This window comes from Cocleimonas sp. KMM 6892 (genome assembly GCF_035798195.1).
Taxonomy (GTDB): domain Bacteria; phylum Pseudomonadota; class Gammaproteobacteria; order Thiotrichales; family Thiotrichaceae; genus Cocleimonas; species Cocleimonas flava.
In genome coordinates this window covers 1,049,209-1,063,001 of record NZ_JAPFBV010000001.1, presented here as the reverse complement: position 1 = coordinate 1,063,001, position 13,793 = coordinate 1,049,209, and the positions used below count along the sequence as shown (strand labels likewise).

16 protein-coding genes are annotated in these 13,793 nt (G+C 40.9%); 13 read left to right on the top strand and 3 right to left on the bottom strand.

The features are described from left to right. Positions 1–29 precede the first annotated feature (29 nt). From pip to OO007_RS04745, 11 genes are all read left to right on the top strand, one after another. Positions 30–983 (top strand): prolyl aminopeptidase, encoded by a 954-nt coding sequence (gene pip, locus OO007_RS04795; protein ID WP_325807933.1) that lies wholly within the window; start codon positions 30–32, stop codon positions 981–983. After that, entirely contained in the window at positions 980–1,417 is a 438-nt protein-coding gene (gene dtd, locus OO007_RS04790; RefSeq protein WP_325807932.1) for a D-aminoacyl-tRNA deacylase, read from the top strand. Before pip ends, dtd begins: the two co-directional genes overlap by 4 nt. A gap of 290 nt (positions 1,418–1,707) precedes the next feature. Next, positions 1,708–1,920, top strand: a complete 213-nt coding sequence (locus OO007_RS04785) for a hypothetical protein (protein WP_325807931.1) — start codon at positions 1,708–1,710, stop codon at positions 1,918–1,920. Between the two features lie 111 nt (positions 1,921–2,031). Continuing rightward, positions 2,032–2,745 (top strand): rhodanese-like domain-containing protein, encoded by a 714-nt coding sequence (locus tag OO007_RS04780; protein WP_325807930.1) that lies wholly within the window; start codon positions 2,032–2,034, stop codon positions 2,743–2,745. A gap of 195 nt (positions 2,746–2,940) precedes the next feature. Next, positions 2,941–3,588 (top strand): MotA/TolQ/ExbB proton channel family protein, encoded by a 648-nt coding sequence (locus OO007_RS04775; RefSeq protein WP_131904857.1) that lies wholly within the window; start codon positions 2,941–2,943, stop codon positions 3,586–3,588. A 3-nt stretch (positions 3,589–3,591) separates the two neighbouring features. Further along, positions 3,592–4,251: a hypothetical protein gene (locus OO007_RS04770; RefSeq protein ID WP_325807929.1), complete on the top strand. Its 660-nt coding sequence runs from the start codon at positions 3,592–3,594 to the stop codon at positions 4,249–4,251. Beyond that, positions 4,248–4,739 carry a hypothetical protein gene (locus tag OO007_RS04765; protein ID WP_325807928.1) on the top strand — a complete coding sequence of 164 codons (492 nt, stop codon included), beginning with the start codon at positions 4,248–4,250 and terminating at the stop codon, positions 4,737–4,739. Before OO007_RS04770 ends, OO007_RS04765 begins: the two co-directional genes overlap by 4 nt. Before the next feature lie 239 nt (positions 4,740–4,978). Continuing rightward, positions 4,979–5,212, top strand: coding sequence for a BolA family protein (locus OO007_RS04760; RefSeq protein WP_131904854.1), 234 nt, complete (start codon positions 4,979–4,981; stop codon positions 5,210–5,212). Positions 5,213–5,221: 9 nt separating this feature from the next. Next, positions 5,222–5,485 (top strand): sulfurtransferase TusA family protein, encoded by a 264-nt coding sequence (locus OO007_RS04755; protein ID WP_131904853.1) that lies wholly within the window; start codon positions 5,222–5,224, stop codon positions 5,483–5,485. A gap of 9 nt (positions 5,486–5,494) precedes the next feature. Beyond that, complete coding sequence (locus OO007_RS04750) at positions 5,495–6,637, top strand: cation diffusion facilitator family transporter (protein ID WP_325807927.1); 1,143 nt, start codon at positions 5,495–5,497, stop codon at positions 6,635–6,637. 67 nt (positions 6,638–6,704) lie between these two features. Further along, complete coding sequence (locus tag OO007_RS04745; protein ID WP_325807926.1) at positions 6,705–7,889, top strand: hypothetical protein; 1,185 nt, start codon at positions 6,705–6,707, stop codon at positions 7,887–7,889. A 116-nt stretch (positions 7,890–8,005) separates the two neighbouring features. Here the strand turns inward: OO007_RS04745 and OO007_RS04740 are convergent, their stop codons facing one another. Further along, positions 8,006–8,518, bottom strand: coding sequence for a rhodanese-like domain-containing protein (locus OO007_RS04740; protein WP_325807925.1), 513 nt, complete (start codon positions 8,516–8,518; stop codon positions 8,006–8,008). A gap of 253 nt (positions 8,519–8,771) precedes the next feature. On the opposite strand from OO007_RS04740, the gene OO007_RS04735 reads away from it, so the two are divergent. After that, on the top strand, positions 8,772–9,977 hold the full coding sequence (locus tag OO007_RS04735; RefSeq protein WP_325807924.1) for an ankyrin repeat domain-containing protein: 1,206 nt from the start codon (positions 8,772–8,774) through the stop codon (positions 9,975–9,977). 478 nt (positions 9,978–10,455) lie between these two features. Further along, the gene (gene rarD, locus OO007_RS04730; protein ID WP_325807923.1) at positions 10,456–11,349 is read left to right on the top strand and encodes an EamA family transporter RarD; all 894 of its coding nucleotides are present in this window, start codon (positions 10,456–10,458) and stop codon (positions 11,347–11,349) included. Between the two features lie 43 nt (positions 11,350–11,392). Here the strand turns inward: rarD and OO007_RS04725 are convergent, their stop codons facing one another. Both OO007_RS04725 and OO007_RS04720 read right to left on the bottom strand, forming a co-directional pair. Further along, complete coding sequence (locus OO007_RS04725) at positions 11,393–12,379, bottom strand: FHA domain-containing protein (protein WP_131904848.1); 987 nt, start codon at positions 12,377–12,379, stop codon at positions 11,393–11,395. Next, positions 12,367–13,590 carry a S1 family peptidase gene (locus tag OO007_RS04720; RefSeq protein WP_325807922.1) on the bottom strand — a complete coding sequence of 408 codons (1,224 nt, stop codon included), beginning with the start codon at positions 13,588–13,590 and terminating at the stop codon, positions 12,367–12,369. Before OO007_RS04720 ends, OO007_RS04725 begins: the two co-directional genes overlap by 13 nt. Positions 13,591–13,793 lie beyond the last annotated feature (203 nt).

The window sequence follows — 13,793 nt, the reverse complement described above, 5'->3', positions numbered from 1 at the left end:
CACCTAAATGTTAAGGACATCTCTAAGTAATGAGTGAACTATTCCCACCTATCCATGAAAACCGCCATTTTTATCTAGATGTTGGAGATCAACATAAAATCTATGTAGAGGAGTGCGGAAATCCTGACGGCATTCCAGTCATCTTCTTGCATGGTGGCCCAGGTGCAGGATGTGGTGAGGTACACCGCCAATTCTTTGACCCTGAAAAATACTGGATCATTCTTTTTGATCAGCGAGGTTGTGGCAGATCAACTCCGCATGCATCGATTGATAACAACACCACTCAAGACCTGGTCTCTGATATCGAAAAAATTCGTAATGAATTAAATATAGATAAGTGGGTCGTTTCTGGTGGGTCGTGGGGAAGTACTCTATCTTTGGTTTATGCTCAAACGCACACAGAAAATGTTCTAGGTCTGATTCTTCGTGGTATTTTCTTTAGTACACCAAAAGAAATTAGTTGGTTTTATCAAGAAGGTGCCAGCCAGATTTTCCCTGATTATTGGGAAGACTTTGTCGAGCCTATTCCAGAAGAAGAAAGAGACAACTTCTTACTTGCATATCACAAGCGCTTGAATGGCGATAATGAAATAGCCAAAATGGGAGCAGCCAAAGCATGGTCGCTTTGGGAAGCCAGAGCAGCAACCTTGCAACCTAGCCCATCTGGAATCAAAAAATACCACGACCCTAAAAATGCGATGGGCATCTCCCGTATTGAAACGCATTACTTTATGAATAATGGATTTTTAGAAGAAAACCAGATCCTGAACAATATGGATCGCCTTCAGGATATACCGGGTTTCATTGTACACGGTAGATACGACATGATTTGTCCTATCAAGCAGGGTTACGATTTACACAAAGCCTGGCCTAAATCTGAATTTTTTGTGGTTCAGAGTGCTGGTCATTCTGCAGGCGAACAAGGTATCACCGCAGCCTTAATTAAAGCCGGCAACGACATGATAAAGTTGCTTCAAAATTGATTGGTTTAATCCAGCGCGTTACTCATGCAAATGTTGTCGTTGCAGATAAAGAAATAGCCAAGATCGATCAAGGTATTCTTCTTCTCTTAGGTGTAGAGAAAGAGGATACTGAAGAGAACGCTAAAAACCTGTTAGATAAAATTCTGAATTTTAGAATTTTCGAAGACGAAATCGGGAAGATGAATCTTTCCCTTTTAGACATTACTGGCAGTCTGTTGGTGGTTCCACAATTTACGCTACCCGCCAACACTCAAAAGGGCACAAGGCCAAGCTTTGCTTCGGCTGCCCCTCCACAACTTGGAAATGAATTATTCGATTATTTCGTTTCAATCGCTTCCAATAAAGTGTCCAAACTACAAACGGGACAATTTGGCGCAGACATGAAAGTCAGCTTGTGTAATGACGGCCCCGTTACTTTTTGGCTTAAGAAATAAGTAAACTATCAAAACGGCCTAAACACTTCGACGCTTAATCTTTAAGCCACCCCCCTACTTTGAGGCGTTTTTTATAAAACCGCAAATAGAAGCGTTATCCAATAACCAACAAAAAAGCTTTAAGAGAGCGATGTCAGGCTAATTTCTCCTGTACTTCACCTCCAATTATCATGATAATTTTTCATACTTAATGTTTATTATTTTTACAGTATGCCAAGGGTTGCTTGAATTTGAGCGATAGGCATGATATTTTTTATTGGTTGGATAAATATTTTCCATAGAGAATTTTTATGACTAAAACTATAAACCTTATATCTCTTCTTATATTATCGATGCTACTAGTCTTTACCCCCGCTTACGCTGCTAGCCACTCAGATAAAGAAAAAAAAGCTGAAGCTACCTCTGAAGCAACTGGTGATGCTGCAGAGGAAACCAAGAAAGAAGAAGATGATAATGAGGAAGAAACTGAAGTCGAAGAAGACGAAGAGCCTGACTGCGACTAACCCAATACCCTGAACAGCAACCCATGCTTTTCTTAGTATAATTACGTATTAAAATAAAAACACGATTTAGATATAGTGTGCCCTTAAGATATCCCTAGGAGGAGAAACTTTATGAAATTATCAAAAACCCTAACTGCATTAATCGTAACTGCCGGTTTAACTGTAGCGGTAACATCTGCTCAAGCAGCATCACATGGTAAACCAGTAAACATTACGCCAAAATTAGAAAGCGTTACTGTGATGCATAAAGGCAAAGAAACGAAAATTATGCGCGTTCAGGATAATGCAAATACTGTTAATCCTGCTTTTGCTAAGACTTCACGTCCTTGTCCTCCTTTTTGTATCCAGCCAATGAGTCTGGGTAAAGGCATCCAGACTATCGGTGAAGTAGAAGTTATCGATTACGCAGATAAGATGAGTAAAGGTGACAAGAACATCATGCTTGTTGATTCACGTACACCGGATTGGGTTGCAAAAGGAACTATCCCTGGTGCAATAAACGTATCCTGGGTTGAATTAACACCAAGCAAAGGTGCAACAACCGAAGGCATTATGAAGGTTATGACTGAGCAGTTTGGTGTTAAATTAGCAGACGGTAAAGACGACGTTGATGTTGATGAAGCCATCGCAAACGGCGACACCTCTGAAGTATTCGACTTCACCGACGCCAAAACACTGGTCATGTTCTGTAACGGCATGTGGTGTGGACAGTCTCCTGCAAGTATCGCTGCATTAAGAAAATTCGGTTACCCAGCTGACAGAATCAAATACTACCGTGGTGGTATGCAAGACTGGGAAATTCTTGGATTATCAACGGCTAAGTAATAGACGTTATATTCACAAAAAAGGCTGGCGTTTGTCAGCCTTTTTTTATGGTCCTTTTTAACCACACCTATGAAACATCTTCTAAAAAATCTATCGTTATATTCATAATAATAAATAGGAGAAGCGAACGACCATTTGCTAGTCTTAATGGCAATACAAGCTTGATTTTTACATTTTAAAACCAAAGGCTCTGTTATGACACGTGATAGCTACTACCCTTTCTATGGCTGGTTACTAATGACCGGCGTAATTCTATTCAGTAGTTATTTACTCTGGGACTTCGGTCTATTTCAACAACTGGTAGAAAACGATATCACCTATCTTTCTTCTATCATTTTACTTTTATTCATCATCATTACTCTCTACTTAGGATTTGCCTCCTGGCAACTTTCCAGGCAACTACAGTTCACCCAAAATTACTCAGATGATGGCAAGATTGACAAGAGTTGGGCGTCGGAGCATCTCTCGTTATTACATTTCCAGCGGCAACAAGCTCACAACGAATCAGAACCGTTACTTGCGAGACTTATCGAGAAAATTCATCGGGGGCATGTCAATGGCTGGTTCTTTTCTGATGTGTTAATGCGGCTAGGATTAATCGGCACAGTCATCGGTTTCGTCCTAATGCTAAGTACCGTTTACCAACTTAAGGACAATGATATTCAAGCCTTACAACAGCTTCTGGGTACGATGGGGAGTGGCATGCAGGTCGCCCTTTATACCACGCTTTCTGGCTTAGGCTGCGGCTTGTTGGTGAGTCTTCAGTGCCAATGGTTAGACCGTTGTGCAGATACCCTAGTGAGTAAAATTATAGAACTGGGGATGCAAACACCTAAGCAATAGACCATGCCAAGCCTCTATAAGCAAAGCCGAAATACACCCAAAGTAGATCCTTTCATAGACCTGCTTTTTAATACCTTAATGGGCTTCAGCTTTTTATTTTTAGTCAGTCTATTGTTTATCAACCCGAAAGCGGATCAAGCTAAAGTCGAAAAACAAGCCGAGTACATTATTTCTGCCACCTGGCCACAAGATCTCGAAGATGACATCGATTTATGGATGCGAGCACCTACCGGTCATACCGTTTCATATCTGGAAAAAGAAACAGGCTGGTTACATTTAGAACGTGATGATAGGGGTGAACTCAATGACACCTTGATGATAGATGGTAAAGAGGAAATCCATCCCATCAATCAGGAAATCATCACCATCCGCAAACGCAATGCAGGCGAATACATCGTCAACCTTTTTTACTACACGAAGAAATCCCGTAAACCAGTTCCGGTGGATATTCGCGTCGATCGAATTAACCCCAAGTACGAAACTGTCTACCGACAAACCATAAACCTGGATAAAGTGAATCAGGAAAAGACCGCCGTAAGATTCACCATTAAAGAAGATGGCAGCGTACACAATATTAGTAAACTACCGATTGAATTAACGCCCTATTCTCTGGATCACATGCCATCTCTGATACCTGATGCAATGTTAGGCAAGCCAGAATGAATAGCTACCTCATTCTTATCAGCATCAGTTATATCAGTCTTATTGTTTTTGTTGCATGGTTGGGCTTTGGCAAGCGACTCTCGGTGTTAAGTAAAATTATTTTGGCTATGTTGCTGCCGCTTGTTTACTTTTTACATTGGACAGGACTTCAGGAAAGCAAAGGCTGGCCTTCAGATCAAACCTTACCAACACAATTTGAACTCATCAGTGCAGATATTCAGGAACCTAACCCATTAAAAGATATCGAAGGCAATATACATTTATGGGTTAGACCAGAAGACAATGGACCTCCACGGGCCTATGTATTAGCTTATTCACGGGAGTTACATAAAAAACTATTTGATACCAAACGCAGAATTTCCCAAGGCAGAAGACAAATCGGGCTTTTGTACGATCAAAGTTCAGGGCAAAGCGGTGTCAGTATTGGGGGTAATATGAAATTGGGTTTCCGTAATGCTCCCCGAAAGCGACTCCCTCCTAAAAAATAGCGTAAAAAAGAGTCTAAGGCCTGTCAGTATAAATTCCTTCGCTCATTTTAATCAGCAAAATAAAAAGTCGCTTAAAGTAGGGGGGTGTGTTTTCAATACTTTATTGTCTTAATAATATTTAGAGAAATACCTCAAACGATCGATAACTTAGGTACAGCTATAAATCTAGACTTAGGTAACTTATAATCTAGCGCATTGTTTTTTAGATTTTTTTAGAACTTTCAGTATTAAGGATAAAAATGAGTATTAGCAACGAAGATGTAACCAAACTCATCGAAACAGGCATTCCAGGTGCAACTGTAACCGTGGATGGTGATGGCTACAAATACGAAACGACAGTAATTAGTGATACGTTTGAAGGGCTAAATACTTTAAAACGCCACCAAGCGGTATACGCGGCAGTCAATTCAGCAATTACATCGGGTGAATTACATGCGCTTACAATTACGGCAAAAACACCAGACGAAGCGTAGTAAATAAAAATGACCTCGAATAACGAAAATATAACGACACATGATCTGGATGCGCGGCATTTACTTTGCCCAATGCCGGTGATTAAAGTACAAAAAAAAATCGTTGAATTAGGACCAGAAGCAGACGGTGACTATCTAGCGGTAAAATGTACGGACCCTGGCACGTTATATGATATCCCTGCCTGGTCCAAAGTCCACGGCCATAAAGTCATCGAAAAATACGAAAAAGATGATGAATATCACATCCTGGTCCAGATCTGCCTCGACAGCTAAAAACGTCCAATGGCGGAAACTCAAGAAAAAAAACAAGCTCGCTATACAGCCACCCGTAATGTAACGCTCATAGGGGTGGCGGTTAATGCGTTATTATCTATCGCACAATTGCTTGGTGGTTTTTTTGCACAATCTCAAGCATTAATTGCAGATGGTGTTCACACACTGTCTGATTTAGCGAGTGACTTTGTTGTATTGTTTGCGGCAAAAGCAGCCTCTAAAGATGCAGATGAAGACCATCCTTATGGGCACGGCCGCTTTGAAACGGTGGCAACCGTCATTCTCGGCATTGCTCTCGGTTCTGTTGCAATTGGTATCGCGATGAATGCCATTAACCGCTTAATGCAACCCGAAACATTATTGCAACCGAAGCCTTTAGCGTTACTCTTTGTAGCACTTGCGATTATCAGCAAAGAAGGTCTTTACCACTACACCATGAGTGTCGCCAAGCGAGTCGACTCTAAACTGTTAAAAGCGAATGCATGGCATCACAGGTCGGATGCGATCTCTTCTATCCTGGTTGCGATCGGTGTTGCGGGCAGTGTATTTTTAAAAATCCCCTGGCTTGATGCCGCAGCCGCAATCGTTGTCGCCATGATGATTTTCTACATGGGCTTAAAGCTCATTATGGATAGCACCATGGAACTGGTGGATACGGCATGGGAGCCCGAGAAAACCGACGAAATCAAATCATTTATCGGGGAGATAGAGGGTGTAGAAGAAATGCACATGCTACGAACTCGAAAAATGGGAGATTCGGTTTTAGGTGATATTCACGTGCAGGTAAATCCTTATTTAAGCGTTTCGGAAGGGCACCATATTGCGGATAGCGTCATCACTAAATTACGCCGTAACTTTCCTGAAATGAATGATATTACTGTTCATATAGACCCGGAAGATGACGAGGTTTCTTCGTTATCCAAAACATTACCGAATCGCCACGAGCTCATGGTGAAGGTCTACCCAGTGTTGCAAACGCTGAATATTGATCAGGCTGTACATAATATTAATTTGCACTACATCAAGGGTAAAATCGAACTTGAAATCATAGTAAATGCACAGCTCTCTGGTGAAACCATTCAAGCACTTAAAGAAACTTGTGAAAGTTTTGATGAAATTAGGTCATTAACCATGCTCTATCGGATGGATTAAAAACAGCAGCAATATTTAAAGACGAATACCAAAACAAAGTGAAACTATAAAGAAGCAGGGAAAAGCCATGATTGCGCTACAACCTAGAGAAATAGTCACACCCAGGCCATCAATGTCGCTCAAGATACCCGATGGCATGTCGCGCGCAGAATTTTTCAATAGCGCCGCCAACTTAAAAAACCTCGCCGAAGAAAACGGTTTATTCAGAACCCCTGAAGATTTACTGATGTATCGCAAATTAATCGGTCACAGTACCGAGTTCGATACTTCAATTATTTTAGACACATCCAGACGAATACTCGACCCGCTTGGCCGTCCTGTGCGCCGTGATCAAATGAGCCGTCAACAGAAGAAAGTCTGGGCAAAAATGACCACCATATTGATCGAATATATGCTGGAAAAATACCCCGACCCAGAACAACATTTAATCCTTTGCGGTGAAGCCAGCCTGGACTCAACCTGGCCGTTAAATAAACCCGGTGTTCCAAGCATTAGAATGATACACAATCATTTTATGGTATTCCCCATTGCTGATATCAAAGCGGCAAAACTAACGGATGCAAACAACCCCAACTTAACCGATAGTGGACACAACACCCTCTTTTTGAGGCATTTAAGCGACGTTTACCACGAATTTCTCGAAGTTCTTGATTTACAACTGCTATCATTCTTGCCTTCAGAAGATTGTGCATTATCACTCACCGGTTACCCTCAAGGTCTACCAAGCTGGGAGTTAACAGGAGGCGCCGAGAAACTCAACGACCAGTACTTTTGGTATGAGTTCGAACAGGTTTTAAGAGGCTTTCTGGATTTCTATCAAACATTTTTTACTTTAGTTGCAACCGGTGAAGAACAGATTCCACCCAATGCAAATTTCCCTGCTCAAATATCGGATGTGCTTCTTAGCAGTAATCGTTTTTTACGGGTTGCCAGAGACCTTCGCGAGCAAGTTATACAGGACCCACAATTTGCCAATGATATTCGTTGGCGCCCTGCTTATAAGCAAATTCTTTACCGGGACGATAAAGGCCGCTTGATTGTAACTATTTCTCAAAATTCTGTCGGCAATGCGATTACAGAATTATTAGGATTGGTCATCAATCGCGTTGAAGACACCGATGCTTATTCGAAAAAAGAAGCAGCACTGGTAGAAAGATTATTAGAAGCCAGAGAAAGATTGATTGCGGCTAATCTGGGTGAAGCCATTTCTGCGCCATGTTGGCCTAATGGTAAATTTGTAGCTTGCAGATAAAACAAAGCCACCCCCTATTGATGTGACCTGTTGATGTGACCTGTTGATGTGACTTATTGATTTCACTTTCTAAAAAAGTGCCTGTAAGTAGGGGGGTGGCTAATTAACACTAAAGATTAGTTATAAGACGAAACCGGACGTCTTTCAGCCATCCATCCAGTAATGCCATTCGTTACATTCATCACATTTTGATAACCAAGCTGTTCTGCAATCGCTCGGCTCGCTGCCTGAGTACGATTACCTGTGCGACAAATGAGCATCACTGGCTGATTCGGCTTAGCTAGCGCGGTGAATTCTGGTACAAAATTCGGATTGATATTACCGGTTCTATCGAAAAAGGTAATAGTCTTACTGCCTTCAATAATTCCCGTTTGTTGCCACTCTTCTTTACGACGAATATCCACTAATAGGACGCCTTGCTGAGCAAGCTCTTTCAATTTAGCATTATCTATATTGCTATAACCACCAGGCTGAGGAATAGGATCGGCCCCCTTTGTGTTTACCTTTTCTACATTGGCTGCTTTGGTTGATTGTATTTCAACGCTTTTATCAGCATTGGTATTGGCATTACACGCGGTTAAAAAACTTAATAAAAAACCACCTAAAACTATTGGTTTGATGTTATTCATTCTGAACTCCAGATATATTAATGCGCTGAAGTATATCGTCTTATAAAAGGCATATATAAATCTAATAAGGATTTAAGGGTTAAAATTACCCAATATTTTCCAATATATTGATAAAAATACTTTTTTGTATCACTCGATATTACAAATTGAGATGAATTCTAAATGACAGAATTCACTATTTTGGCTATTATGTCGACCACTAAGGGGCAAAAACAGACCGCTAATCAAGCGGTAATCTAATAAGGGTGGAGTAATGTCAGCTAATTCATTACGAATTATTTTCAGTGTATTTTTTACAATCACTTTTCTCGCAGGTTGCGGGGGAGCTGGTATTAAATCTACAAGTTCGGAAGATGCAACTGCGGAATCATCTGCAGATTCAACCTCGTCTTCGGACAGTAAAAGTTCTGAGGAAGGCGCCGAGGCCAAGCCAGAAAAGAAAGTTGAATCAAAATACGGCAGTTTACGAAAACGTAAAATACCTGGTCGTCCTAATGCTAATCCCGTTTCTAACAAAGCGTTCGCAGACAACTTAATGGCTGCGAGAAAAAAAGAAGCAGAACGTTTCCTTAAACAAGGCGCTGATGCAAATACAATTGCGGCGAACGGCGAACCTGTTCTATACACCGCACTTCGACTACGAATGTATGACATTGCGGACAAACTTGTACTTTACGGCGCAGACGTTAACGCGACGAACCGTGGAGGACGCACGCCATTACTAGTAGCCGTAGACCAAGGCAGTGATAGTAATGTTCAACTGCTTTTAGAAAATGGCGCTGATCCGGACAAATCAAGTAACGCGGGAGAAACACCCCTACTAAATGCCATTGAGAGAAACCAGACAGGCATTATCAACAAACTGCTTTATTACAGAGCCGACCCTAATAAAACCGGCAGAGGCGGAAACCCACTTCACCTTGCAATCGCGAAGGCACAAGTAGACGTTGTAGAAAAACTATTAAAGTTTGGTGCCAATGCAAACACTGGCAGCCAGAAAGGCACACCTCTTCAAGTGGTTTTAAGAAACGGCAATGTGAGCATCGCTAATCTATTAGCCAGCAATGGCGCAGATGTAAACATCACCGATAGTATCGGCGAATCTTTATTGCACAAAGCAGCTGCTAATGGACAACTTGGCTTTGCACGCGTCATTATCGAAAATGGCGCCAACGTAAATGCGCGAGATCAATACGATGAAACACCTTTGCACGAAGCTGCAGCTAAAGGTCGTTTAGATGTCGTAAAGCTTCTGCTATCAAAAGGGGCAAAACTTAACGCCAAAACAAAAAAGAAATGGACAGCATTACATGAAGCTGCTCGTTTTGGACACCCAGAAACCGCGGCATACTTGATTGGTAGAGGTTTAAGCAGAAACTCATCTAATAGTGACGGCATTACCCCTAAAGGGCTGGCTCGTCACCTCAAACATGATGAAGTGATCAAAGTATTCAAGTAAAAACTGACTTAAATAATAAAAAAATCAAAGTATTGACCCAAGTCATTATTCTAAAAATCGCATAGGTGTAAATTTAAACTTCGTTAAATAGTTAGTTATCGGAGTTTATTATGTGGGATTTCACATTTCCTTCAATTCTTATCGTTGGTTTAATCATCTTCAGCTGGGTGATGTTTTTTAGTACATTTATTTAATATCAACGGCACATCAAAATACTGCGCCAAGGAATTAATCTAATCTCTTGGCGAAAGCTAGTTATCGTTCAAACGAGCGTTTCTGGTATTGGCAATTATGCTGCCATGTAAAATAAAGTCTTTCAAAACACGCAAAGTTCTTGTACTTACAGTGTTGTTTGGAAACGTAACATATTGATATCTATAAAGTGTATCGTGGAGTTGCTCTTATTCAGGCATCTACCACCTAATTAAGCCGCTTACAAAGCAGTTAATATGACATTAGTGTCCTATAATGCTTGCCTATGAATAAAGGCATAATACTAATATTATTGGGGTACGTTGGCTGGGGCTTATTCCCACTTTACTGGGCACTTGTGAAACATGTGCCAGCCTTTGAAGTTTTATCACACCGCATGCTGTGGTCTGTTCCTGTACTTATTCTTTTTGTTGTTCTCATCACAAGCTGGCGATCGGACTTTTTCTCCACCTTAAAAAATAAACGCGAGCTCGGCTGGCTATTACTGACCTCTACCCTGATTACTATCAATTGGGGTGTTTACGTATACGCTGTAAATAACGATCGGGTGGTTGAAGCGAGCATGGGATATTTTTTAAGCCCTTTGCTTCATGTCCTCGGCGGCTTAGTCATCTTTAAAGAACAACTAGGTCCTCTGCGCAAGCTGGCGGTAACCTTCGCTACCTTAGGCGTGCTTTATTACATTTTTAGCGTGGAAGTATTTCCCTGGATTGGGCTTGTGGTTGGCTTTAGTTTCGCCGCCTATGGCATCTTAAGAAAATTCATTAAAACCTCTGCAGTACCCGGGCTTTTAGTGGAGACCTTACTGTTAGTCCCGCTTTCTTTGGGTTATCTGGTTTATATCGAAATCAGTGGTGAAGCAGTTTTTCTAAACCTGGATTTGAATACTGATATATTTCTGGGCTTAGCCGGTATAGTGACGGTTGTTCCATTGGTTTTATTCACGGCTGGTGCGCGTTTATTACCAATGACGACTTCAGGTATTCTTTTTTATATTACGCCAACGATGCAATTCCTGATCGGCGCATTTATCTTTAAAGAAACGGTTAATACAGATCAATTAATAGGGTTCAGTGGAATCTGGATTGGCTTGGCACTTTATACGTTCTCGCTATTGAGCCGACAAGCGAAAATAGAACCAAGCAGGGAAAGTGCTTAGATAAAGCCACCCCCCTACTTTGGGCCGTTTTTTTTTACAGCAACTAAGACTCTTGTTCCTTCTTCTTAGCCTCCGTTAACATCTGCTCAACATCTCGTGTTGTTTCTCTATCTGCTTCTTTGATGAACTGATCCAAAGAGATTGTTGCATTTAAACGGGTATCACTAGGTAACAGTGTCTGACTGTATGAAGGCACTTCAGAAAAACCAGATTTCAGTGATAACTCATCAACAAGAATCAATACCTGATAAGCAAGGAATGGCGAGTATACGAGTACTGCAATCCCTGCAGCAGGCAACCACTTAGCATGTATAGTCTTCACAATGAATACTGCAATAAGCGCTGGGATCACAATAAATTTAGCCGCATATTTTAACCACAAGCCCACAGAATCCTCTGTAAGCAGATAAGCTGCGTAATGACCAATGTATTCAAAGACTTGGGGCAATAAAAATATCAATGCGGAAATACTAATCGCAGGGATAATTTCCCAGCGATGCGTCGAAATACGGCTAATGCCAGAAATAACAACGGTAATACCCAGAATTATCCATATCGATGGCAATACGGTATTTAGATAAAAGAATATTTCTTTGGGAACGGGCGTAGTTACATAACGCTCGTAGAAGAACATGGCAATCGTTGCCAGTAAAAGCCCAATCGCCCAAAGTGGATTACTGAAGATACAGAAAAAACCGCTACAATCTTTAACATGCGTACTTTCAACCGGCATATCTATCGGTAGCAATCTAGCTTTGACACCACTCATTTGAAAACTAGTCGGCGCTTCAATTTTTACGCGCTCATCACCCATCGCTTTTTTACGAAGTTTTGTGCCATTCTCCGTTGATAGGTTTTGTATGTAGAGATCATCACCTTCCTGATCAATCACCACATGATGAGGAGAGATCGTAACATCCTGAATGATAACGTCGTTATCAAAAGCACGACCAACCGTTACCGGAAATGAGTCAACTTTATGATAGTGATGAACGCCACGCTGAATCGTTTCAAGAATTAGTTTTGCCATTTGAATTTCTCCAGCATGCTTTGAAATAATGCTAATGCGGCTTTAGGATCTGTACCGGTTAAATCTAGATTGAAAAGAAAACCCTTATCTTTTTGACCAACCAGTGCGGTGGTAAAGAGCATATCGCTCAAACCTGTATATTTAAGGTAATCTCTTCGACAAACAGACGTTTTAAAATCATGATCACCAATCTTAGTGAAATCAGTATGACAAGAGAAGTTAGTCACATCACGCTTACCAGCATGCCCCCCAATAACACTGCTATTCACTTTTTCATAACGACGGTAGAAACGTGTCGGCGAGAGTTTTTCCGTTTCTAGCCACATATATTCATAATTGATACTGCCAACATTCAATCGGCTAGAAATAAAGATATTGTCTTCATTAGAACAACGCGTGAAATACGTGCGGAATAGATCATCTTTCTTTGGAGTTCTACTCGCATCCCAACAACGGATCGATTTATCGACTTCTGCCGGCACCACGAATGAACCGATTTTGGTACCACTCCATTTATTATTCAGCATCTTGTTCACGATTTTTTGTGAATTAGCCAGTAATTGACCAGAACTATGCGCAAAACGATCGCTTACGGCTTCAAAGCTAGTTTCTTTCAAACGATCCAACACGACCGTTAAATACTCTGCAGGAACCAGAAAACTAATATCATTACCCGATGTTGCAACATTGATACCAATGATATTGCCTGTTTCATCAAGGGTTGGACCGCCACTCATGCCTGGGTTCAAGCTTCCAGAAAACAGAATATTACCGTCTTCGTCTTTGGTTAAAATACCGTTATTGGTGCCTTTGATGATGGTGAAACCCAAATCCATTGGGTTTCCTAATGAATATAAGCTAGCGCCTTTTTCAGGTAGGTAAGAAATTCTTAACGGAACACCCATTGGTTGATTCGCTTTGACGACAGCAAGATCATGAACGATATCGAAATCAACTAACTCTAAAGGACCTGTTGCACCAGTCGTTGATAGAAACTCTAAAGAGAAAACATCAGGATCGTTAATGTATTCGCTAACTACATGATAGTTAGTCGCCAGGATATTATCTTTAGTGACAACAAAACCAGAACCTATGCTTGATTTTTTCCCCGTTTCTTTATTTATTACACGTATTTGATAGACTGATTTTTCAACGTTGGTGTAGATGTTTGCAGTATTCAATTCAGCATTTACTTGTGCTTGAGCGCTCATTAAAAAGCTCAGAAGCAAGATCAGCAAAGATTTTTTTAGCATTCCCTGGTTTCTCGTTTTATCGATGGTTTTTGAAGGACTTATAGCGTTGCAACTGTTTAAAGAGTAGCAACAATCAAAATCGTTATATTTGCATAACAGAATTGATAATTATGTCGCAGCTATTAAGAACATCACAATAGATAGAAGTTCAGCGTAAGATA